22 protein-coding genes are annotated in these 21,843 nt (G+C 74.4%); 12 read left to right on the forward strand and 10 right to left on the reverse strand.

Annotated elements, in window-relative coordinates; all coding sequences use genetic code 11:
- Positions 1–172: 172 nt before the first annotated feature.
- Together OG774_RS11315 and OG774_RS11320 are read left to right on the forward strand one after the other, a co-directional pair.
- Positions 173–1,141, forward strand: a complete 969-nt coding sequence (locus tag OG774_RS11315; RefSeq protein ID WP_328309442.1) for a helix-turn-helix domain-containing protein — start codon at positions 173–175, stop codon at positions 1,139–1,141.
- Between the two features lie 97 nt (positions 1,142–1,238).
- Positions 1,239–2,465: an acyl-CoA dehydrogenase family protein gene (locus tag OG774_RS11320; protein WP_328309444.1), complete on the forward strand. Its 1,227-nt coding sequence runs from the start codon at positions 1,239–1,241 to the stop codon at positions 2,463–2,465.
- On the opposite strand, the gene OG774_RS11325 is transcribed toward OG774_RS11320, so the two are convergent.
- Positions 2,462–2,992, reverse strand: a complete 531-nt coding sequence (locus OG774_RS11325) for a PadR family transcriptional regulator (RefSeq protein ID WP_328309446.1) — start codon at positions 2,990–2,992, stop codon at positions 2,462–2,464. The two genes, OG774_RS11320 and OG774_RS11325, sit on opposite strands and share 4 nt — an antisense overlap.
- A gap of 97 nt (positions 2,993–3,089) precedes the next feature.
- Between OG774_RS11325 and OG774_RS11330 the strand changes: the two genes are divergently transcribed.
- The 5 genes from OG774_RS11330 to OG774_RS11350 are packed head-to-tail and all read left to right on the forward strand — an operon-like array spanning position 3,090 to position 9,795.
- On the forward strand, positions 3,090–4,622 hold the full coding sequence (locus tag OG774_RS11330) for a class I adenylate-forming enzyme family protein (protein WP_328309448.1): 1,533 nt from the start codon (positions 3,090–3,092) through the stop codon (positions 4,620–4,622).
- Positions 4,622–7,021, forward strand: coding sequence for a xanthine dehydrogenase family protein molybdopterin-binding subunit (locus OG774_RS11335; protein ID WP_328309450.1), 2,400 nt, complete (start codon positions 4,622–4,624; stop codon positions 7,019–7,021). The genes OG774_RS11330 and OG774_RS11335 overlap by 1 nt, the downstream gene beginning before the upstream one ends.
- Entirely contained in the window at positions 7,012–7,791 is a 780-nt protein-coding gene (locus tag OG774_RS11340; protein ID WP_328309452.1) for an enoyl-CoA hydratase/isomerase family protein, read from the forward strand. Before OG774_RS11335 ends, OG774_RS11340 begins: the two co-directional genes overlap by 10 nt.
- Before the next feature lies 1 nt (position 7,792).
- On the forward strand, positions 7,793–8,635 hold the full coding sequence (locus OG774_RS11345) for an FAD binding domain-containing protein (protein WP_328309454.1): 843 nt from the start codon (positions 7,793–7,795) through the stop codon (positions 8,633–8,635).
- Positions 8,632–9,795 (forward strand): xanthine dehydrogenase family Fe-S subunit, encoded by a 1,164-nt coding sequence (locus OG774_RS11350; RefSeq protein WP_328309456.1) that lies wholly within the window; start codon positions 8,632–8,634, stop codon positions 9,793–9,795. Before OG774_RS11345 ends, OG774_RS11350 begins: the two co-directional genes overlap by 4 nt.
- Positions 9,796–9,876: 81 nt before the next feature.
- Here OG774_RS11350 and OG774_RS11355 read toward each other — a convergent pair whose 3' ends face one another.
- The 3 genes from OG774_RS11355 to OG774_RS11365 form a co-directional block, all read right to left on the reverse strand.
- Entirely contained in the window at positions 9,877–10,110 is a 234-nt protein-coding gene (locus OG774_RS11355) for a hypothetical protein (protein ID WP_442873977.1), read from the reverse strand.
- Entirely contained in the window at positions 10,107–10,457 is a 351-nt protein-coding gene (locus OG774_RS11360; protein WP_328309457.1) for a hypothetical protein, read from the reverse strand. Before OG774_RS11360 ends, OG774_RS11355 begins: the two co-directional genes overlap by 4 nt.
- A 102-nt stretch (positions 10,458–10,559) precedes the next feature.
- Positions 10,560–10,979: a hydantoinase B/oxoprolinase family protein gene (locus OG774_RS11365; RefSeq protein ID WP_328309459.1), complete on the reverse strand. Its 420-nt coding sequence runs from the start codon at positions 10,977–10,979 to the stop codon at positions 10,560–10,562.
- Here OG774_RS11365 and OG774_RS11370 point away from each other — a divergent pair.
- On the forward strand, positions 10,896–11,579 hold the full coding sequence (locus OG774_RS11370; protein WP_328309461.1) for a PucR family transcriptional regulator: 684 nt from the start codon (positions 10,896–10,898) through the stop codon (positions 11,577–11,579). The genes OG774_RS11365 and OG774_RS11370 overlap by 84 nt on opposite strands.
- Here the strand turns inward: OG774_RS11370 and OG774_RS11375 are convergent.
- Together OG774_RS11375 and OG774_RS11380 are read right to left on the reverse strand one after the other, a co-directional pair.
- Complete coding sequence (locus OG774_RS11375; protein ID WP_328309463.1) at positions 11,524–12,627, reverse strand: LacI family DNA-binding transcriptional regulator; 1,104 nt, start codon at positions 12,625–12,627, stop codon at positions 11,524–11,526. The genes OG774_RS11370 and OG774_RS11375 overlap by 56 nt on opposite strands.
- 16 nt (positions 12,628–12,643) lie before the next feature.
- Positions 12,644–13,576, reverse strand: a complete 933-nt coding sequence (locus OG774_RS11380; protein WP_274193281.1) for a 3-keto-5-aminohexanoate cleavage protein — start codon at positions 13,574–13,576, stop codon at positions 12,644–12,646.
- Between the two features lie 295 nt (positions 13,577–13,871).
- On the opposite strand from OG774_RS11380, the gene OG774_RS11385 reads away from it, so the two are divergent.
- From OG774_RS11385 to OG774_RS11400, 4 genes are read left to right on the forward strand one after another with little or no spacing between them, the layout of a single operon-like run.
- Positions 13,872–14,771 carry an FAD binding domain-containing protein gene (locus tag OG774_RS11385; protein ID WP_328309467.1) on the forward strand — a complete coding sequence of 300 codons (900 nt, stop codon included), beginning with the start codon at positions 13,872–13,874 and terminating at the stop codon, positions 14,769–14,771.
- Positions 14,764–15,276, forward strand: a complete 513-nt coding sequence (locus OG774_RS11390; protein WP_328309469.1) for a (2Fe-2S)-binding protein — start codon at positions 14,764–14,766, stop codon at positions 15,274–15,276. The genes OG774_RS11385 and OG774_RS11390 overlap by 8 nt, the downstream gene beginning before the upstream one ends.
- A complete protein-coding gene (locus OG774_RS11395) occupies positions 15,273–17,702 on the forward strand; it encodes a xanthine dehydrogenase family protein molybdopterin-binding subunit (protein WP_328309471.1) in 2,430 nt (809 codons plus the stop codon). The genes OG774_RS11390 and OG774_RS11395 overlap by 4 nt, the downstream gene beginning before the upstream one ends.
- Positions 17,699–18,592, forward strand: coding sequence for a cyclase family protein (locus OG774_RS11400; RefSeq protein ID WP_328309473.1), 894 nt, complete (start codon positions 17,699–17,701; stop codon positions 18,590–18,592). Before OG774_RS11395 ends, OG774_RS11400 begins: the two co-directional genes overlap by 4 nt.
- Positions 18,593–18,596: 4 nt before the next feature.
- On the opposite strand, the gene OG774_RS11405 is transcribed toward OG774_RS11400, so the two are convergent.
- The 4 genes from OG774_RS11405 to OG774_RS11420 form a co-directional block, all read right to left on the reverse strand.
- On the reverse strand, positions 18,597–18,953 hold the full coding sequence (locus tag OG774_RS11405) for a PRC-barrel domain-containing protein (protein ID WP_328309475.1): 357 nt from the start codon (positions 18,951–18,953) through the stop codon (positions 18,597–18,599).
- Between the two features lie 11 nt (positions 18,954–18,964).
- A complete protein-coding gene (locus OG774_RS11410; RefSeq protein WP_328309477.1) occupies positions 18,965–19,429 on the reverse strand; it encodes a hypothetical protein in 465 nt (154 codons plus the stop codon).
- A gap of 55 nt (positions 19,430–19,484) precedes the next feature.
- Positions 19,485–20,558: a tRNA 2-thiouridine(34) synthase MnmA gene (gene mnmA / locus OG774_RS11415; RefSeq protein WP_328309479.1), complete on the reverse strand. Its 1,074-nt coding sequence runs from the start codon at positions 20,556–20,558 to the stop codon at positions 19,485–19,487.
- 88 nt (positions 20,559–20,646) lie between these two features.
- Positions 20,647–21,834, reverse strand: coding sequence for a cysteine desulfurase family protein (locus tag OG774_RS11420; RefSeq protein WP_328309481.1), 1,188 nt, complete (start codon positions 21,832–21,834; stop codon positions 20,647–20,649).
- Positions 21,835–21,843 lie beyond the last annotated feature (9 nt).

Consider the following 21,843-nt stretch of genomic DNA (forward strand, 5'->3'; position numbering starts at 1 on the left):
CTGACAGCCGGGGCCAGAACGGCGAGACCGCCGGCACGAGATCCGCGAAGGGCACGTTCGGCAGCCCTGCGCGTCCGACGATCATGCGCAACGTGCCCCTCGCCGTCGGGACCGTCGCCGTCGCAGCCGTTCCGCCACGGCTCGGGCGCTGGGTACCGTCCTCCCGGAGCCCGTGACGCCGGATCGAGCCGCCGCGCGGGGTCGCCACGAGGGGTGGTGGGTCGTGGGCGTCTGGGACATCGCGGCGCTGCCCGAGCGGGAGCAGTTCAGCTACTGGCACGAGGTCATCTGCCAGGCATTCGTGCCGCTGACGCCCCACCGCACACTGGACGAGGAGGGCTTCGCCGCGAAGGTCGAGACCCGTCGCCTCGCGGGGATGAATCGGGCTCGCCTGCGCTCCCGCCCCCAGCGCACCGACCACGGCCCGCGTGAGGTGGCGCGCACCGACGGCGCGTACTACTTTGTCAACCTCCAGCTCGCGGGCCGCTGCATCACCACCGTCGAGGGCCGCACCACCGTCGTCCGGCGCGGCGAGATCGTCGTCGTCGACACCGCCGAGCCCTATTTCTTCCACCTCGACCGGCCCTGGCAGATGCTCTCCTTCCGGGTGCCGCACGCCGCCCTCGACGCCGCCCTGCGCGGACGCCGTCCGGACCTCGGCCGGCCCGTGACCGCGGCCGGGGCCGGCGCGGCGGTGCGCGCGCTGATGCCCGCCCTCTGGTCGCTCGACGCCGCCACACCCGGCGCCGGCGAGCTCGTCGACTCCTTCGCCACCGCCGTCGCCGCGGCCACGAGCACCACGAGCACCGAGACGAGGACGCCCACCGGTGTCACCCGCGCCGCCGTCCTCGCCCACGTCGAACGCCACCTCGGCGACCGCGACCTCACCGTCACGGGCGTCTGCCGCCGCTTCGCGATCTCCCCGCGGACGCTGCACAACCTGTTCGCCGACGCGGACACCTCGTTCGCCGCAACGGTGCGGACCCTCCGTCTCGAGCGGGCCGCGGCGGCGCTGGCGGACCCGGGCACCGCGGCGACCGTCCTCGAGATCGCCGCGGCGCACGGCTTCGACGACCCCACGGCCTTCAGCCGCGCGTTCCGCCGCCGCTTCGGGGTCGCGCCGCGGGAAGTCCGCTCCTGAGGGCCCGTGCACGAACGGCACGGCACCGCTGCACGGACGGCCGAGACGGCGACCTCCCGCGGGGCCAGGATGGAGACCCCGCACCCGAGGAGTCCCCATGGCCGTGTCGTTCCTGCTGGGCCCCGAGCAAGAGCAGCTCAAGGCCGCGGCTCGCGGCTTCGCCGAGGAGCACCTGCGTGACCTCGCCACCGCCGTGCGCGCCGAGCCGGACCCGCTGACCCGGGCGATGCTGGCCCGCCCGGTGATCGAGAAGGCGGTCGGGCTCGGCTTCCTCAAGGGCCTCGTCCCGGCGCCGTTCGGCGGCTCGGCGTCCAGCGGCGTGGACGCGGCGATCTTCATCGAGGAGTGGGCGGTGCACAGCCCCGACGTGACGATCTCCCTGGCCGGCCCGCTCATCGCGCTCGCGCCCGTCTACGAGGCCGGGACGCCGGAGCAGATCCGGCGCTTCGTCGCGCCCTTCCTCGCCGACTTCGGCGCGCCGCTGGCGGCGATGGCCTTCAGCGAGCCCGAGGGCAGCGCCAACTTCGACGCGCCCACCGGCACGCGCACGACCGCGACGCCCGACGGCGACGACTACGTGATCAACGGCCGCAAGGCCTGGGCGTCCCACCTGTCGGGCTGGGACGGCGACGGCCCCGACCTCATGACCATCGTCTGCCGGGCCCCGGGCGGCGTCTCGCTGATCGTCGCCGAGCGCGAGCACCTGGCCGGGCACATCGAGGTCGAGGAGCACTACGACCTGCCGGGCCTGCGCGGATGCCTGACGTCCCGGGTCCGCCTGCACGACGTGCGGGTGCCGCGCGCGAACCTCCTCGGCGCCGAGGGACAGGGCGTCGCGCTGACCCGCAACGCCTTCCTGCCCAGTGGCGCGTCCATCGGCATCTTCGCCGTCGCCGCCATGCGCGGGGCCTTCGACGTCGCCCTGCGGTTCGCGACCACCGAGACCCGCGGCGGTGCCGTCCCGATCATCGACCACCAGGCGGTGTCCGACGTCCTCGCCGACGCCAAGGGGAAGATCGAGGCCGTCCGCCTCCTGACCTGGCGCGCGCTCGACGCCGTCATGGCCCAGCACCCCGCGGCGCACGAGCTGGCCCTGCACGCCAAGGTCTTCGGCTCCGAGACCGGCGTCGAGGTGCTCAACGACCTGGTCAAGCTGGTCGGGGTCACGGCGTACGACGCCACGAACCCGATCGTCGAGTACCTCCACGAGGCGCTCGCCTACCCGGTGATCGAGGGCAGCAACATCGGCGTGCGCCGCCGTCAGCTCCAGGACCTCCTGCGCACGCCGGGCTACGACCCGCTCGCCGCGTCGGGGATGAGTTAGCCGACCTCGTCGAGCAGCGCCGACCAGAAGCGCAGGGCGGCGTGCTCCATCTCGAGGCCGAGCCGCAGGGTGATCATGCGCTTGGCGACGGCGTCGAGGTCGGTGTAGCGCGCCTGCATGTCCTCGTAGACCGCGATGCGCTCGCGGTGCGCGGCCACCTGCTCGCGGGCGAGCCGGGCGACGTCGCCCGGCTCGCCGACCTCGTTGAAGAACAGCTTGAGCTCGGCGATGTCGCGCATCTGGAAGTGCTCGGGCGTCGGCTCGGCGAGCCACGCGCGCAGTTCCTCACGGCCCGCGTCCGTGAGACGGAACGTGCGCCGACGGCGACCTTCGGCCTCGGTCTCGGCGTCGAGCAGGCCGAGCTCCACCAGCCGCTGCGGCTCGGAGTAGAGCTGTGCGTGCGGGAAGTGCCAGAAGTAGCCGATGGACCGTCCGACGGCCCGCTTGAGGTCGTAGGACGTCGACGGGCCGCGGAGCGCGATCGTGCCGAGCACGACGTACGAGGTCGGGGACAGCCGGTCGGCCACGAGCACGGAGCGTACCGATCCTTGCCCTCTCAGCATACGTGCCATACCGTCCGAAACAGATCGTATGCGCTGGAGCATGATCGGGAGGCGGGCTCCGATGGACCTCGCGACGGCCTGGGCCTGGGCGGTCGAGCGCCATCCGACGCGACGCGCCGTCGGCGGGCCGCGACCGATGACCTACGCCGAGTGGGACGCCCGGACCGCCCGTCTGGCGCACGCGCTGACCGACCTCGGGGTGCGCCCCGCCGACCGGGTCGCCCTGGTGCTGATCGGCGGCGAGCCGGCGGCGTCGCTGCACCTCGCGCTCCAGCGGCTCGGGGCGATCGCGGCGCCCCTGTCCCACCGGTTCGGCCCGCCGGAGCTGGCGCACTGCCTGGCCGACGCCGCGCCCGCACTCGTCGTCAGCGAGCCCGCCACCGCCGAGGCGACGACGACGGCCCTCGCCGACGAGCGCATCCGTCCCGTGACCCACCTCGACCTCGCCGAGCTCGAGCGCCGGGCCGTCGACCGGTCCGACGCCGCCCCGCTCGTCACGCCGGGCCCCGACGACCTCAGCGTCATGCTCTTCACGTCCGGCACCACCGGCCGACCGAAGGGCGTGCCGCGCACCCACCGGGCCGAGCACGCCGCGGCCGTCGCGCACCTCGTGCAGACCGGCCAGCGCTCCGGCGAGGTGGCGCTCGGCGTCATGCCGCTGTTCCACACCATGGGCCTGCGCACGCTGCTCGCCACCGTCCTGGCGGGCGGCACGTGGGTGCCCCAGGCCCGGTTCGACGCCGGCGAGGCCGCCGAGCTCATCGTCCGGGAGCAGATCAGCTCGCTCTACCTCGTCCCGACGATGTACTGGTCACTGCTGCGCGACGCCGACCCGGTCGCGCTCGCCGGCGTCCGGCGCCTCGCCTACGCGGGCGCGGCGATGGCTCCGGTGCTGGCCCAGCAGCTCACCGAGGCGGTGGCCCCGGAGACGTTCGTCAACCACTTCGGCTCCACCGAGATCTACACGTTCACCATCGGCCCGGACGTCGCGGCCAAGCCGGGCTGCGCGGGCCGGCCGGGGATGTTCAGCCGGGTCCGTCTCGTCGACCCGTCGCCCGGGGCCTCCCCCGACGCCGAGGTCGCCGCGGGCGAGCCGGGGCAGGTGGCGGTGTCGATGGCGAGCCCCGAGGCCTTCGCCGGCTACTGGATGCGGCCCGACGCCACCGAGCGGGCGGTCCGCGACGGCTGGTACTTCACCGGCGACCTCGCCGTGGCCGACGACGACGGCGACCTGTGGGTCTCCGGGCGCGTCGACGACATGATCAACACCGGCGGGGAGAACGTGTACCCCGACGAGATCGAGGCGGCGCTCGTGTGCTGCCCGGCGGTCGCGGACGTCGTCGTGGTCGGCCTTCCCGACGAGCGCTGGGGCCAGGCGGTCACGGCGTTCGTCGTCCCCGCCGCCGACGTCGCCCCCGGCGAGGCCGTCGCCGCGACGGACGCCTGGGCCCGCCGGATCCTGCCCTCGCTGCGACGCCCGAAGCGTGTGGTCGCCGTCGACGCCGTGCCCCGCTCCGCGGTCGGCAAGACGCTGCGCCGCGTGCTCGTCGACGGGGACTTCGTCCCTCTCGCGGACACCGCCGGGGTCGCGTGATGACCTGGACACCCGCCCGCGACGAGGACGCCGCCCTGGTCAGCGGCGCCGGCCGTTTCGTCGACGACCTCGACCCGCTGCCCGGCACCCTGGTGGCGGCGATCGTGCGCAGCCCGCACCCGCACGCCGGCATCCGGGGCGTCGACCTCGCGCGGGCCCGCGCGCACCCCGGCGTCGCCGCGGTGATCGGCCCCGAGGAGATCGGCGCGGCGGTGCGCCCGTTCCCGCTGTCCACCACGACACCCATGCCGTACCTGCCCAGCGCCGTCGACACCGCGCGCTACGTCGGTGAGCCCGTCGCGGTGGTCGTCGCGGGCGACCGCTACGTCGCCGAGGACGCCGCCGAGCTCGTCGAGGTCGACTACGAGCCGCTCGACGTCGTCGTCGACACCCACGCGGCGCTGGAGCCCGGGGCCGTCCTGCTGCACCCGGAGGCGGGCACCAACGTCGCCACCGACCGCACGTTCTCGTTCGGGGCCGTCGACGACGCCTTCGCGCGCGCCGACCACGTCGTGCACGGCGAGTACACGTTCCCGCGCTACTCCTCGGTCCCGATGGAGTGCTACGGCGTCGTGGCGCAGTGGCGCGAGGAGTCCGAGGGCCCCGCCGTCGAGTGCTGGGCCAACTTCCACGGACCGTTCACGATGGTGCCGGTGGCCGCCGGATCCCTCGGCGTGCCGGTCTCGCGGTTCCGGCTGCACGTGCCGGCCGACATCGGCGGCAGCTTCGGCATCAAGTCGGGCATCTACCCCTACGTCGTGCTGATGGCGCTGGCGTCGAAGCACGCCGGGCGCCCGGTGCGCTGGACCGAGGACCGGTCCGAGCACCTGCTGGCCAGCTCGTCGGGCGCGGGGCGGGCGATGGCGTTCTCCGCCGCGGTGTCCCGCGACGGGGCCGTCGAGGCGTTGCGCGTGGACCTCGTCGACGACGTCGGCGCCTACCTGCGCCCGCCGGAGCCGAGCACGCTCTACCGCTGCTTCGGCAACATCACCGGCGCGTACGACGTCCCGGCGGTGGCGATCCGGGCGCGCGCCGCCGTCACCAACCGGGCGCCGACGGGGCTCAACCGCGGCTTCGGCGGCCAGCAGCTCTACTTCGGGCTCGAGCGCCTGATGGACGCGGTCGCCGCGCGGACCGGGCTCGACGTCGCCGAGGTGCGGCGCCGCAACCTCGTGCGCGCGTTCCCGCACCGCACCCCGACCGGCGGGCTCTACGACTCCGGCGACTACCCGGCCGCGCTCGACCTGCTGCTCGCCGAGGGTGGGTACGACGAGCTGCGCGCCCGCCAGGAGAGCGCCCGCGGGGAGGGCGCGTACTACGGCGTCGGCCTGGCGCTCGTCGTCGACCCGTCGGGCACGAACATCGGCTACGTCGGGCTCGCGACGCCCGCGTCCGAGCGGAAGCCGGGGCGGGACAAGTCCGGATCGACCGAGATCGTGCGTGCCTCGGTGGACCTGCAGGGCGTCGTGACGGTGCTGCTCGGCTCGGTCCCGCAGGGCCAGGGCCACGCCACCGTGGCCCGGCGGGTGGCCGCGCGGCGACTGGGCCTGCCGGTCGAGCAGGTGCGCGCGGTGGTCGACATGGACACCGCCTCCACGCCGTGGACGGTGACCTCGGGCAGCTACTCCTCGCGGTTCGCGCCGCTGGTCACGAGCGCCGTGGTCGCCGCGGTCGACCGGCTCGCGGAGACGGTGCGCGCCGGGGCCTCGGTCCTGCTCGGCGTCGACCCGGCCGGCCTGGAGCTGGCGGACGGCTCCGTGCGCGACCCGTCGTCCGGGGCGTCGTGCCTCTTCCGGCACGCGGCCGGTGTCGTGCACTGGGACCCGGGGTCGCTGCCGGAGGGTGCCCCCGCGCGGCTGGCGACCGAGGGCGAGTTCGTGCCGCCCGAGGCCGTCGCGGCCACCGCGGAGGACAGGATCAACTCGTCGCTCTGCTACGGCTTCGTCGCGGAGATGGTCGGCGTGCGCATCGACCCCGACACCCTGCTCGTCACCCTGGACCGGGTCGCGACGGTGCACGACGCGGGCACGGTGCTCGACCCGGTGCTGGTCGAGGGCCAGGTGCTCGGCGCGCTCGTCCACGGGCTCGGTGGCGCCGCGTACGAGGAGTTCCGGTACTCCCCCGCCGGCCAGCCGACCTCGGCCACGTTCCTGGACTACCTCTGCCCGACCAGCGCCGAGACGGCGTTCGAGCTGGTCTCCGACCACGTCTCGTCCCCGTCCCCGCTCACGCCGCTCGGCGCCAAGGGGTGCGGCGAAGGGAGCTCGATGAGCCTGCCCGTGGCCTACGCCAACGCCGTCGCCGACGCCCTCGCGCCCGCCGGCGTCACGATCGACTCGCTGCCCCTGCACGGCGAGGTCGTCCACCAACTCCTGAGGGGAGACGTCTCATGGCGCTGACCGGTGGCGAGGTGCGGCTCGAGCGGTCGCACGACGGGCGGGTCGCGGAGGTGACCCTGTCCCACGGGCGCTACACGGTGATCACCTGGGAGATGCGCCAGCTGATGGCCGAGCGCTTCGCCGAGATCGACCGCGACCACGACGTGCGGGTGGTGGTCCTCCGCTCCGACGGCGAGCACTTCTCCTCCGGCGGCGACATCGCGGGGTTCATGGAGGTCGACCCCGTCGACTTCACCGACCTCGGGCACAACGTGACGGCCCCGGCGCGCAGCACGAAGCCGGTGGTCGTGGCGGTCGACGGCTACTGCTTCGGCGTCGGCCTGGAGCTCGCGCTGTCCTGCGACATCCGCCTGGCGACCGAGCGCAGCCGCTTCGCCCTGCCCGAGATGAACCTCGGCATGATCCCCGGGTCCGGCGGCACGCAGCGCCTGTCCCGGCTGATCGGGCTCTCGCGGGCGAAGCACCACATCATGACCGCTCGACGCATGACGGGGCAGGAGGCCGCCGACTGGGGAGTCGTCGCCGAGCTGCACCCCGACCGCGCGGCGCTGGACGAGGCGACCGAGGCCCTGGTCACGACCCTGCTGGGCTTCTCGCCGATGGCACTGCGCTCGGCCAAGGAGGTGCTCGACCGCGGGATCGACGCGCCGCTCTCCTCCGGGATCGAGCTCGAGCGCAAGGCCTACGCGATGCTGCGCGCGAGCCACGACTTCGCCGAGGGCGTCGCGGCCTTCGGCGAGAAGCGCACGCCGTCGTTCACCGGGCGCTGAGATGAAGGCCGCACCCTTCGCCTACCACCGGCCGGACTCGGTGGACGAGGCCGTGGACGCCCTGGCCGGCGGGGACGCCAAGGTGCTCGCCGGCGGGCAGTCGCTGGTCCCGGTGCTGGCGATGCGCCTCGGCAGGCCCGGGACGCTGGTCGACATCACCCGGCTGCCGGGACTGGACGACCTGGAGGTCACCGGCGGGGTCCTGCGGATCGGCGCGGCCGTGCGCCAGCGCACGGTGGAGCGGTCCGAGGCCGCGCGGGCGGTCCCGCTGATCGGGCGCGCGATGCCCTTCGTCGGGCACCGCGAGCTGCGCAGCCGCGGCACCGTCTGCGGCAGCCTCGCCCACGCCGACCCGGCCGCCGAGCTGCCCGCCGTCGCCGCCTGCCTCGACGCGACCGTCGTGCTCCGCGGGCCGCGGGGCACGCGCGAGGTCCCGGCGCGCGAGCTCGTCGTCGGCGCGATGACCACCGCGGCCGGTCCGGACGAGCTGATCACGGAGGTGCGCTTCCCGGCGGCGGCGTCCGGGGACGGGTTCGGCTTCGCCGAGATCGCGCGACGGCACGGCGACTTCGCGCTGGCCGGGGTGGCCGTGCACGTGCGCCGCGACGGTGGGGCGACGCTCGCGGCGTTCGGGGTCTCCGACCGCCCGGTGGTGCGCGACGTGACGGCGCTGCTCGGGACCGACCCGACCGAGGCCGGTCTGCGCCCGGCGACCGACGCCCTGGCCGACGAGATCGTCGACACCGCCGGCGACTCCCACGGCTCGCGCGGCTACCGGGCCCGCCTGCTGGGCGTGCTCGCCGCGCGCGAACTGGTCCGCGCGTACCGGGAGGCGCACGCATGAGGGTCGAGGCGGACGGCACCGTCGACGTGACCGTGACCGTCAACGGGCGCGCGGTGACGCTCGCCGTGGCTCCGCGCACGACGCTCTCCGACGTCCTGCGCGACCGCCTCGGGCTCACCGGCACGCACGTCGGGTGCGAGCACGGGGTGTGCGGGATGTGCACGGTGCTGCTCGACGGCGAGGCGGTGCGCGCGTGTCTGCTGTTCGCCGTGCAGTGCGACGGCACGTCGCTGACCACCGTCGAGGGCCTGGGCTCCGCCGACGACCAGCACCCGCTGCAGCAGGCGTTCTCCCACCACCACGCGCTGCAGTGCGGGTTCTGCACGCCGGGGATGCTCATGAGCTCCTACGACCTGCTCGCGGGCGGCACCTACTCCCCCGACACCCTGCCCGAGGACATGTCCGGGGTGCTCTGCCGCTGCACGGGTTACCGCGGGATCCTCGCCGCGGTCGCCGACGTCGCGGAGACCCACCCCGACGGCGTCCCGCCACCGCGCGCGGCCGTGCCGCCGGCGCTCGTCGGGCGCCTCGGGAACGTCAGCGGCGTGGCGCCGCAGACACCCAGTGTCCGCAACGCCACGCAGACGACCGAGGAGATCGCGATCCCGTCGGGCGTTCCCACGGCCACCGTCGAGGTCCGCAGCGAGCTCGCGTCCGGGGTGGACGACGTGTGGGCCGTGCTCGCCGACTTCGACCGCCTCGCGGCCTGCCTGCCCGGCGCGGAGATGACCGCCGACCTCGGCGACGACCGCTACCGGGGCCGCGCGACCGTCGGCCTCGGACCCGTGTCGCTGCGCTTCGACGGGCTCGCGCACGTCGTCGAGCACGACCCGTCGACGCGCCGGATGCGGGTGCTCGCGCAGGGCACCGACCGCGGTGGCTCGAGCACCCAGGCCGTCATCCGGCTGGCTGCGGACCCGGCGGAGGGCGGCGGGACGGTGCTGTGGGCCGACGCCGACGTGCACCTGTCCGGCCGGGTCGCGCAGTTCGGCCGGGCGCTCGCGGGCGACGTCTCCCGGCGCCTGTTCGAGCAGTTCGCCGAGGCCGTCGACGAGGCCGCCCGCACCGGCGAGGCACCCACCACGAGGACGAGCCCGCTACGGCTCGCCCTCGGCGCCCTGCTCGCACGGATCCGCCGCCTGGTCCAGCGCTCCCGGTAGCGCGGCGGGCGCTCCTCGGCGAAGGCGGCCGGGCCCTCGAGGGCGTCGTCGGTGCACGCGACCCGCAGGAAGGCCTCGTGCTCACCGGAGGTGGACGCTGTAGGGCACGTAACCGAAGCCGAACGGCGTCGGGCTGGGTTCGCGGCGCAGCACGTGCAGGCAGTCGGCGCAGCGCGCGACGAGGCACCAGCCGGTCACCTCGAGCAGCGGGTAGCCCTGCACCGCCGTGCTCCCGCACGACGGGCACGTCTCGTCGAGGCCGGTCCGCGTGACGGTGAGCTCCGGCTCCTCGGGCCGGCCGAACAGCATCGTCACGAGCCGTCCTCCGTCGTCGAGCTCCGTCGCACGGCGTCTCTCCGCAGCGCCTCCGTCGCCTCGCGGTCCACGGTCAGCTCGTCGGGCCCCGCGTCGACGTCGCCGAGGATCACCACGCCGTAGTCGACGCGGGCGCCGCCCGGCGTCACGAAGCCGTCGCGCACGTCGCGCAGGACCGCCTCCGGGTCGCGGGCGAACGCCGCTCCCCAGCCCCCGGCCCCCGGCGTGCGCACGCGCAGGAGCGTCCCCGGGGCCGCCGCGATGTCGGCGTTCCCGGAGTGCCACCGTCCCTCGTGCGGCGCCGCGGCCGCCCCCGAGTCGGCGAAGTACCCGCCCAGCGGGCGCACGTCCTCGTCGGACGAGCGCAGCCAGCGTGCGGCGGCGGAACCCCCGTCCGGCTCCCCGATCCAGGCCCCGCCGGGTCGCCCGGCACCCCCGCCGTCCGCACCCTAGGGAAGGATCCGCAGGTGCAGGGTCATCGGGTAGACATCGGCCTCACCGACGAGCATCCGGTCGTAGACGACGCCCACTCCGCCGCGGTGCGCGCCGGGCCCGGCGGTATCGGCGACGAACTCCTTGCGCAGGACGACGATGGGGTGGTCCTCCTCGATCGACTCGATCGACATGTCCATGAGGTTCTGCTGGCGCATCGACACGAAGTTCTCGCCGTCGCCCTCCGCGGACGCTCCGAAGCCCCCGAGCGCCAGCATGGGCGCGACGAACAGCTTGCGCCCCGACCCCGTGGGGCCGTCGAGACCGAGCTGCGGCTCACGCGCGACCTGGCGGTGGAGCTGGTCAGCGGCACCGGCGACGAGCGCAGCCTGCTCGACCGCTCCGACGCCCTGCACCACGACCTGCGACGCCCGCACACCGTCGTGCTGGCCCCGACCGGCACCGCACCCCTGCTCAGCGGGTCACCCCTCATCGGCGAGCACGAGGGCGCCCTGATCGTCCTGGTCCCGGAGGCCGACCGGGCCCGGCTCGCGGCGGCGTTCGCCGGGGTCCCCGGTCCGGTGGTCATCGGTCCGACGGTGACCGCCACCGACGGTTATCCGTCCGCCTGGCGGATGGTCCGCACCGCCCACGCGCTGGCGACCGAGGCCGGGACGACCGGCGTGCTCGACCTCGACGACCTCGGCGTCGCCGCGCTCCTGCTCGAGACCGGCACCCCCGACGGGCTGCGCCGTCTGGCCGCGCACCGGCTGGGCGCCCTCGAGGAGCACGACCGCACCCGGGGCGCCGACCTCGTCGCGACCCTGCGGGTCTGGGTGCGCAGCGGGTGCTCCACCGCCGACACCGCCCGCACGTTGCACGTGCACCCGCACACGATCAGCTACCGCCTGCGCCGCGTCGCCGAGCTCGCCGGCACCGACCCCCGGCGTCAGGAGGGCCTGTTCGAGCTCCAGGTCGCGCTCATGGTGCGCGCGGTCCAGGTCTGTGCGGTCCAGGTGGGCGGAGCCCGGCCATGACCGAGCGGGGGCAGCCGCAGCTCGTGCCGATGCGCATGGTGTGGGGCACGGTCTCGTCCAGTGCGACGCCCCCGTGCCCGTCGATGCGCCGGATGAGCTGTTCCACCGCCGACTGGGCCATGGTGCGCCGGGCGAGCGTGATGGTCGTGAGCTCGGCCAGCATCGAGGCGCCGGGGAAGACACCGTCGATGCCGGTGACGGCGACGTCGTCGGGCACCCGGATGTCGTGCTCGCGCAGCGTCCCGATGACCCCGGAGGCGATCGCGTCGGACCCGCACGCGATCGCGCGCGGGAGGTCGTCCGCGTCGATGAGGTGCTGCGCGACGCGCCGCCCGCCCTCGGCGTTGAGGAAGGCGATGAACCGCCGGTGCGGGGGCAGCGGGACCCCGAGCTCGGCGGCGGTGGCGACGAAGGTCCGGGCCCGCTCCGCCGACGACGACGAGCTCTGCGAGCCGGTGATGATCGCGAGATCGGTGTACCCGTGGCCGAGGAGGTGGCGCAGGATGTCGGACGAGAGCGCCGTCTCGTCCACCCCGATGAAGTCGGCCCGCAGCCCCGGGATCCGGCGGCTCACCTGCACGAACGGCATCTCGGCGCGGCGCAGCGTGCGGATGGCGTCGCCGTCGTCGGTGTGCAGCGAGGTCAGGACCATCCCGTCCACGCGGCGGGCGATCATCGTCCGGACCACCGTGTCCAGCGTCGGCGAGCTCTCCTGGGTGTGGGCGACGAAGACCTCGTAGCCCTGCGCCCGGGCGATGTCGATCGTCCCGGCCGAGAACTCCGAGTAGAACGGGTTGCTGATGTCGGTGAGCACCAGCCCGAGCACCCGGGAGGGCTCGGGCTCGAGCGTGCGCTCGTAGCGGTCGAGCGGATGACCGAGCTCGGCCGCCGTCGCGAGCACCCGGGCCCGCACCTCCGGCGAGACGCCGGGCCGGCCGTTGAGCGCGTAGGAGACGGTCGCCGCCGACACCCCGGCCCGGCGGGCGACATCGGCCGCGGACACGCGCAGCGCGCGGATGCCCGTGCGGGGCCGCGCGTCGCCGGTCACCCGGGACAGCCTGCCGTCAGAACCCGACCGCGTCACGACCCTTCAGCCCGAGGACGGCCCGGGCCTCGTCCGGGGTGGCGATCTCGAGGCCGAGGGACTCGACGATGTCCCGCGCGCGTCCCACCTGCTCGGCGTTGCTCTCGGCGAGCCGGCCCGGGCCGATCCACAGCGAGTCCTCGAGACCGACGCGGACATGGGAACCCGCCGCCGCCCCGATGGCCGCCAACGGCATCTGGTGACGGCCGGCGCCCAGGACCGACCACTCGTGGCCCTCGCCGAACAGGCGGTTGGCGGTGCGGCGCAGGTGCATGAGGTCCTCGGGGTGCGGCCCGATCCCACCGAGCAGCCCCATCACGGTCTGGACGAACAGCGGGCCCTGCGTCAGGCCCCGGTCCCGGAAGTGCGCGAGGTTGTAGAGGTGGGAGGTGTCGTAGCACTCGAACTCGAACCGGGTGCCGCCCGCCCGCCCGATCTCGAGGACGGTCTCGATGTCGGCGAAGGTGTTCTTGAAGACGAGGTCCCGGCTCTTCTCCAGGTGCTCGCGCTCCCACGCGTGCTCGAACTCGGTGAACCGGCCCAGCATCGGGTAGAGGCCGAGGTTCATCGACCCCATGTTCAGCGAGGCGAGCTCGGGCGCGAACTCCCGGGCCGGTCGCATCCGCTCGTCCACCGTCATGTGCGGGGAGCCACCGGTGGTCAGGTTGACGACGGCGTCGGTGTGGCGCTTGAGCTCCTCGAGGATCGGCACGAAGTGCGCCGGGTCCTGGGACGGCCGGCCGTCGTGCGGATCGCGCGCATGGAGATGGACGATCGCGGCGCCCGCCTCCGCGGCACCCAGGGCGGCCTCGGCGATCTCGCCCGGCGACACCGGCAGGTACTTCGACATCGACGGCGTGTGGATCGCGCCGGTCACGGCACAGGTGATGATCACTTTGCGCGGTGCGGGCATGGCGACCGCCTTCGGGCTCGAGTCGCGTGGGGGCCGCGTCAGCGTCGGGGCGCCGTCATCCGTTAAGCAACGTTAAGGCTGGCCGTCGCAGCGGCGAGGGCCATTCGGACGCCGTGGGGCGAACCGGCCCGACTTAACGTTGCTTAAGTCCGGACCGACCCGCGAGCATCGCGGGCGCTGTGATCTGAGGCACACCTCGCAGCGATACGCCGACATCCGTCCACCACCCGTCGGCCTTCCCCCACGACCCGGCACCGGGACGTCGGTCGCGCACATCAGCACCCCGGAGGTGCCCATGAAGCCTGCGCCGTTCGAGTACGCGGCACCCCGAGAACTCGACGAAGCGCTCGACCTCCTCGCCGAGCACGGCGACGAGGCGCGGGTGCTGGCGGGCGGGCAGAGCCTCGTGCGGATGATGAACGCGCGCCAGGTCAGCCCGGCCTTGGTGATCGACATCAACCGGGTGCCGGGGCTGGACACGCTCGGCCTCTTCGGCGACAACGGGTCGTCCACCCTGCGTCTCGGGGCCACGGTCCGCCAGCGCACCAGCGAGCTCTCCGGTGAGGTCGCCGCGTACGCCCCGCTGCTGGCCGAGGCCGGCGCGCACGTCGCCCACGCGCCGGTACGCGCCCGCGGCACCGTCGTCGGCAGCGTCGCCTTCGCCGACCCGTCCGCCGAGCTGCCGACGGCCCTGCTCGCGCTCGACGGGCTCGTCAAGGTGCGCAGCCGCGCCGCCGAGCGGACCGTCGCCGCCGACGACTTCTTCACCGGACCGTTCCGCACCTCGCTCGCGCCGGACGAGATGGTGGTGGCGGTCGACGTGCCCGCCGCGACCGGCCGGACCGGGAGCGCCTTCGTCGAGCTCACCCGCCGGCACGGAGACCTGCCGGTCTGCGGGGCCGCCGCCGTCGTCGGCGTCGGCGACGACGGACGGGTCTCCCACGTGCGGGTCGCGCTCTGCGGCGCCGACGAACGACCGATCCGTGTCCCCGCCGTCGAGGACCGGGTCCTCGGTGCCGACGGCCCGGCCGCGTTCACCGACGCCGCGGCGGTCGCCGCCGACGGCACGAACCCGATCCCGAGCTGCCACGGCTCGGCCGACTTCCGCCGACACCTCGCCCGGGTGCTGACCGCCCGCGCCCTGCGCACCGCCTTCGCCCGTGCGGCCTCGCCGAAGGAGACGACCGATGCCTGACAAGGTCCGCGTCCGGATCACCGTGAACGGCACCCGCCACGACCTGCTCGTCGAGCCGCGCACGCTCCTGGCCGACCTGCTGCGCAACGACCTGGCCCTCGCGGGCACGCACCTGGGGTGCGAGCAGGGCGTCTGTGGCGCGTGCACGGTGATCGTCGACGACACCGCGACCCGCTCCTGCCTGGTCTTCGCCGCGCAGCTCGACGGCTCGTCCGTGCGCACCGTGGAGTCGCTGGCCGCGGCCGACGGCACCCTGCACCCCATCCAGCGGGCGTTCACCCAGGAGCACGGCCTGCAGTGCGGCTTCTGCACCCCCGGGATGCTGATGGGCGCGTGTGAGCTGCTCGAACGCGTCCCCGAACCCGACCGCGAGGACGTCGAGGAGGCGCTGGGCGGCAACCTGTGCCGCTGCACCGGTTACCAGAACATCGTCCGGTCGGTGTGCGCCGCCGGTCGGCTCATGGCCGACCGGACCAGCAGCGAGCAGAGCGAGGTCCGCGCATGAGCACCATCGAGGAGCCCGCCACCGACACGCGCCGCTGGGTCGGGCAGAGCGTCCCCCGCAAGGAGGACCCGAAGCTGCTGACCGGGCGAGCCGGCTACATCGGGGACGTCGTCCTGCCCGGGATGCTGCACGGCGCGGTGCTGCGCAGCCCGCACGCCCACGCCCGGATCCTCTCGATCGACACGTCGGAGGCCGAGGCGCTGCCCGGCGTGGTCGTGGTGCTGACGGGCGCGACGGCCACCGGGTACGTCGACCCGATGCCGGCGTTCTGCGCCGAGCCCGTGGAGCAGCGCGCGATCGCCGTCGACCGCGTGCGCTACCCCGGCGAGGCCGTCGCCGCCGTCGCGGCCACCGACCGCTACATCGCCGAGGACGCCTGCGCGCGGATCCGCATCGAGTACGAGGTCCTGCCCGCCCTCGTCGACCCGGTCGCGGCGATGGACCCGTCGGCGACGCGGGTGCACGAGACCCTGGACTCGAACGTCGTCTTCCACCGCAGCCTGGACTGGGGCGAGGTGGATGCCGACCTGGCTAGGGCGCACACGATCGTGCGGTCGAGCGCGCGGTGGCACCGGATGGGGGCGCACCCGATCGAGACGGCCGGCGCGGTGGCCCACTGGGATCCGTTCGGCGAGTCGATGACGGTCTGGTCGAACAGCAACTTCATCAACTTCCTGCCGTGGGCGTTCGCCGGGATCCTGCGGGTGTCGACGAACCGGCTGCGCATGATCCCGTGCACGGTGGGCGGCAGCTTCGGCAGCAAGCACCTGATCACCAAGGTCGTCTCGATCACCGGGGCGCTCAGCAAGGCCTGCGGCCGTCCCGTGCAGTACCTCGAGGACCGCGCCGACAACGTCGCGGCGAACGACAACGTCGGCTGCGACCGCATCTACGACGCCGAGCTCGCGCTGGCCGAGGACGGCGAGATGCTCGGCCTGGTGCTGCGGATCATCGACGACTACGGCGCCTACTTCCAGTTCGCCCACGGCCAGCACGGCAACGCGGTGGCCCAGCCCGTCGGCCCCTACCGGATCGGCAGCCTGCGCTACGACGTCTCGTGCGTGCTGACCAACAAGGTCCAGCAGGGCTTCTTCCGCGGCGCGGGCGCCGACCCGGGCAACTTCATCCTGGAGCGGCTGGTCGACAAGGCCGCCCTGGAGATGGGCATCGACCGCGTCGAGCTGCGCCGCCGGAACTTCATCCAGCCCGACCAGTTCCCGTACAAGATCCCGACGGGCAACATCTACGACAGCGGCGACTACGAGGCCGTCCTCGACCGGGCGCTCGAGATCGCCGGGCTCGACGAATGGCGCACCGAGCAGGAGCGGCTGCGCGCCGAGGGCCGCTACCTCGGCATCGGCCTGGCGACCTGCCAGGAGCGCTCGGGCTACAACGCCTCGGAGTGGTGGTTCCTCTACGGCGACGAGGCGCCCCTCCCCGCGACCAGCACCCCGGAGAGCTGCAAGATCGACGTCGACGCCATGGGCGGCGTCCGCGCGACGATCGGCTGCCCGCTGTGGGGCAACAGCCCCGAGACCGTCGTGGGCCAGGTCGTCGCCGAGGAGTTCGGCATCGACCCGTCCTCCGTCTCGGTCGCCTACGCCGACTCCACGAGCGGCGCGATCTCGGCCGGCCCCGGCGGCAGCCGCGTCACGATCATGCTCTCGGGCGCGACCCGCGGCGCCGCGCGGACCGTCAAGGACAAGATGATCCGGGTCGCGGCGAGCGCCATGGAGATGGACGCCGAGGACGTCGAGTGCGTCGAGGGCGTCTTCCGCGCCAGGGGGGCGCCGGGCACGTCGATGACCATGGCCGAGGTCGGGATGCGGGCCCACCTGTTCAACGACGGCACCAGCAAGGCCGAGAGCAGCGGGCTCGTCGCGGTGCACACCTACGACCACCCGTACTTCACGCCACCCACCGACGACCGCAGCGACCTGGGCGCCTTCTACCCGATGGTCTCCCACGCCTGCCACATCCCGATCGTCGAGGTCGACCCGGAGACCGGCGAGGTGACGCTGCGCGCCTACTACGTCGTGAACGACTGCGGCACCGTGATGAACCCGGCCCTGGTCGAGGGGCAGGTCGTCGGCGGCATCGTGCAGGGCATCGGGGCGGCGCTGATGGAGGAGTACCGCTACGGCGACTCCGACGGGACGCTGGAGACCCCGACGTTGCGGGAGTACCTGCTCCCGAGCATGCACGAGGTCCCCGAGATCGTGCTCGAGCACCTGGAGACGCCCTCGCCGTTCACCACCTACGGGGTGAAGGGCGCCGGGGAGGGCGGCCGGCTGGTGGCGCCGACGGCGATCGCGAGCGCCGTCGACGACGCGCTGCGTCCCCTCGGGGTGTGGGTGGACGAGCTGCCCATGACGCCCGAGCGCGTGGTCGGCATGGTCGCCGACGCCCGGGAGGGCCGACGGTGAGCGTGGCCGACCCGGAACGCGGGCCGGCGGCCTTCCGCCGCCCCGAGGAGATCCTCGCCGCGCTGGCCCTGCCCACGCGCGGCGAGGTCTTCTCGCTGGCGGTGCCGCGGTTCACCGACATGCCGCTGTTCGGGGCGCACCCGCCGTTCCGGGTGAGCATGGCGCGCACCCCGGGCGGGCTGCGCGCCGAGGGCGCCCAGCCGTGGGGTCCGCGCAACGGCGTCGGCTACGGGTACATGGCCGAGCTGCTCAGCGCGACGTCACACAGCGGCGCCCACGTCGACGCGCTGGCCCACGTCACGATCGGCGACGACGACCACTGGTACGGCGGCGGCAACCCGCGCGAGCACCTCGGTGACAGCGGCCCGCGCCACGGCGACGCCTCGAAGCTGCCGCCCTTCGTCTCCCGCGGCGTCCTGCTCGACGTCCCGGGCCACCGCGGGGTCGACGCCCTGCCACGGTCGTCGGTGGTGGACGCCGACGAGCTGGCGGCCGTCGCGGCGCACCAGGGCGTGGAGGTGCGGGCCGGCGACGTCGTGCTCATCCGCACCGGATACCTCGGGCACTGGCCGGACGCCGGGGCGATGACCCGTCACGCCACCGCCGGCCCCGACCTCTCCGCCGCCCGCTGGCTGCTCGACCGCGGGGTCGTGGCCGCGGGCAGCGACACCGAGACCTTCGAGGTCCAGCCGCCCCCCGACTACGGCGACCCCGCCAACCCGCAGCCGGTCCACAGCCTGCTGCTCATCGAGCACGCGATCTACCTCTTCGAGTCCATCTACCTCGAGGAGCTCGCCCGGGCCGGGGCGTACGAGTTCCTCTTCGTCGCGCTGCCCCTCAAGATCCAGGGTGCGACCGGCTCGATGCTGGACCCGGTCGCGATCGTGTGATCGCTCAGCGCCGGGCGAGGCGGCGTGCGGCGCCGACCGAGGCGGCCGGCAGGCCGTAGTGCTCGAACACCGCCGGCTCGTCCTCGGCGGCGAGCTCACCGTCGGGGTCGATCGACGGCGCGTGCTTGGCGAGGTCCTTGGCCACCGTCACGCGCACGTGGTCGGGGGCCACGGTCGCCCCGGTCAGCGGCACGAACGCCAACCGGCGGCGACCGACCATCCCGACCACGACCGTCGCGAACACGGGCTCGTCGGACACCGTGTCGACGTAGATCGCCTCCAGGCTGCCGATCTTGCCGCCCGCGGGGTCGACGACGGACCTGCCCTGCCAGTCGCGGATGTTCTCCGCCTCGAAGCCCATGGCCGCGCAGCCTAGGGCGAGCGCCGCGCCGAGGAGAGGATCCGCACTGCGAGGGTCTCGGTGACGCCCAGCCGTGGCGTGTTCTGCCGGGCCCGCTCGACGATCTGCCGGGGCGAGAGGCCCATGTCGGCGTAGAGCCGGACGATGTTCTCCTGGGCGGGGGTCCAGGACGGCCTCGCGGCGCGGACCGGTCGCGCCTGCCGGGGCCGGCGGGGCGCCGGGATGTGGGGGGTCGCCTCGTGCACGGTCCCCAGGCCGGTGTTCTTCGTCGCGAACTCGCCCGCGGCGGCGCGCGCGGCGATCTCGTCGGGCTCGGCGACGCGGAAGGCGTCGCCGCTCTTGTTGACGGCCACCGCGGTGACGGTCGGGCCCCGGCGGTACTCGGCCTGGCAGGCCGGGGCGGTGCAGTAGGTGTATCCGAGTTCGGCGCGCTCCGCGTCGAGGACGACGCCGCAGCCGATGCAGTGCATGTTCATGCTGAGCCCGATTCTACTCCTGGCGCTAGACGGCCGGAGCGTGCGACGAGCGAGGTCAGCGCGAGGTGGTGGCGATCGTGGCGCTGCCGAGCACGACGTCCCCGTCGGCGTCCGGCCGGTAGAACACCGCCGCCTGACCGGGCGCGACCCCGCGCAGGGGCTGCTCGAGCACCACGTCGACGCCGTCGTCGCCCGCTCGCACCGTCGCCGCGACGAGACCGCCGTGGGCGCGGACCTGGACGGCGCAGGTGAGCGGACCGACCGGCGGCTCGACGAGCCACACCGGGTCGGACGCGGTCAGCTCCGTGACGTCGAGCTCCTCGGCCGGGCCGACGCGCACCGTCCGGCTGACCGGCTCGAGACCCAGCACGTAGCGCGGTCGCCCGTCGGGGGCGGGACGGGCGATGCCGAGGCCGTGGCGCTGGCCGACGGTGAATTCGTGGACGCCGCGGTGGTGCCCGACGACCGCGCCGGACGGGTCGACCATCTCCCCCGGCGCCTCGTCGATGCGCTCGGCGAGGAACCCCTGGGTGTCGCCGGAGGGGATGAAGCAGATGTCGTGGCTGTCGGGCTTCTCCGCGACGACCAGCCCGCGCTCGGCGGCCTCCGCGCGGACCTGCGCCTTCGGGCTGTCGCCGAGCGGGAAGAGCGCGCCCTCGAGCTGGTCGGGGCGCAGCACGCCGAGGACGTAGGACTGGTCCTTGTCGGGGTCGACGGCCCGGCGGAGCAGGCCGTCCTGGAGTCGGGCGTAGTGGCCCGTCCCGACGGCGTCGAAGCCCAGCGCCCGGGCCCGCTCCAGCACCGCCGAGAACTTGATCTTCTCGTTGCACCGCAGGCACGGGTTGGGCGTGCGCCCGGCCGCGTACTCGGCGACGAAGGGCTCGACGACGTCGTCGCGGAAGCGGGTCGCGAGGTCCCAGACGTAGAACGGGAGGTCGAGGACGTCCGCGCAGCGCCGGGCGTCGCGCGAGTCCTCCACCGAGCAGCAGCCCCGCGCGCCCTCGCGCATCGTCGCGGGCTTCGCCGAGAGCGCGAGGTGGACGCCGGTGACCTCGTGGCCCGCGTCGCGCAGCCGCGCCGCCGCCACCGCCGAGTCGACCCCGCCGCTCATCGCCGCCAGGACCCTCATGGGCGGAGCCCTCGTGAGGGGAACGGGTCGCCATGACGACCCAGATCACTCACGTGTGCACCGGTCAGCACAGCACGCCGATAGGACATCATGACCGCGCCAGCGCGTCCCCGGCGCGGCGGGCGCGCTCGACGACGGGGCCGATCGCCTCGACCACGGCGTCGACGTCGGCGGCCGTGGAGTTGTGGCCGAGCGAGAAACGCAGCGAGCCGCGGGCGAGGTCGTCGTCGAGGCCCATGGCCAGCAGGACGTGGCTGGGGCGGGCGACGCCCGCGGTGCAGGCCGAACCGGTGGAGCACTCGATGCCCCGGGCGTCGAGCAGCATGAGCAGGCTGTCGCCCTCGCAGCCGGGGAACGACAGGTGCGCGTTGCCGGGCAGGCGCTCGCCGGGCCGGTCGAGCGGGACGCCGTTGAGGCGCGCGTCGGGCACCTCGGCGACCACGCGCGCCACGAGGTCGTCGCGCAGGGCGGTGAGGGTGGCGGTGCGCCGCTCGATGTCGCCGACGGCGGCCCGCACGGCCGTCGCCAGGCTCATCACGCCGGGCACGTCGAGGGTGCCGGAGCGGACGTCGCGCTCCTGCCCACCGCCGTGCAGCAGCGGGGTGCAGGCGGCGTCGCGGCGCAGCAGCAGGGCGCCGGCGCCGACGGGGCCGCCGAGCTTGTGCCCGGTCAGCGACAGCGCGTCGACGCCGCTGGCGGCGAAGTCGACGGGCACGGCGCCGACGGCCTGCACGGCGTCGGTGTGGAACGGGACGCCGAACTCGTGGGCGACCTCGGCCAGCGCACGGACGTCGTTGACGGTGCCGACCTCGTTGTTGGCCCACATGACGCTGACGACGGCGACCTCGCCGGGGTGGGCGGCGAGCGCCTCGCGCAGGGTCGCGACGTCGACCCGGCCCGTCGCGTCGACGCCCAGCACGTCGAGGGTGGCGCCCTCGTGCTCGGCGAGCCACTCCCCCGCGTCGAGCACCGCGTGGTGCTCCGCGGCCGAGACGAGCACGCGGGTGCGGCGGGGGTCGGCGGCGCGGCGGGCCCAGTAGAGGCCCTTGACGGCGAGGTTGTCGGCCTCCGTGCCCCCGGTGGCCAGCACGACCTCGGACGGCAGGGCGCCGACGGCCTCGGCGATCGACTCGCGCGACTCCTCGATCGCCCGCCGCGCGCGGCGGCCGGCCGAGTGCAGGGACGACGCATTGCCGACGCGCCCGAGCGCCTCGGTGAGGGTGGCCGCCGCCTCCGGCAGCATCGGCGTGGTCGCCGCGTGGTCGAGATAGGTCATCGACCGGCC

It is taken from the genome of Actinomycetospora sp. NBC_00405 (genome assembly GCF_036044095.1).
Taxonomy (GTDB): Bacteria; Actinomycetota; Actinomycetes; order Mycobacteriales; family Pseudonocardiaceae; genus Actinomycetospora; species Actinomycetospora callitridis.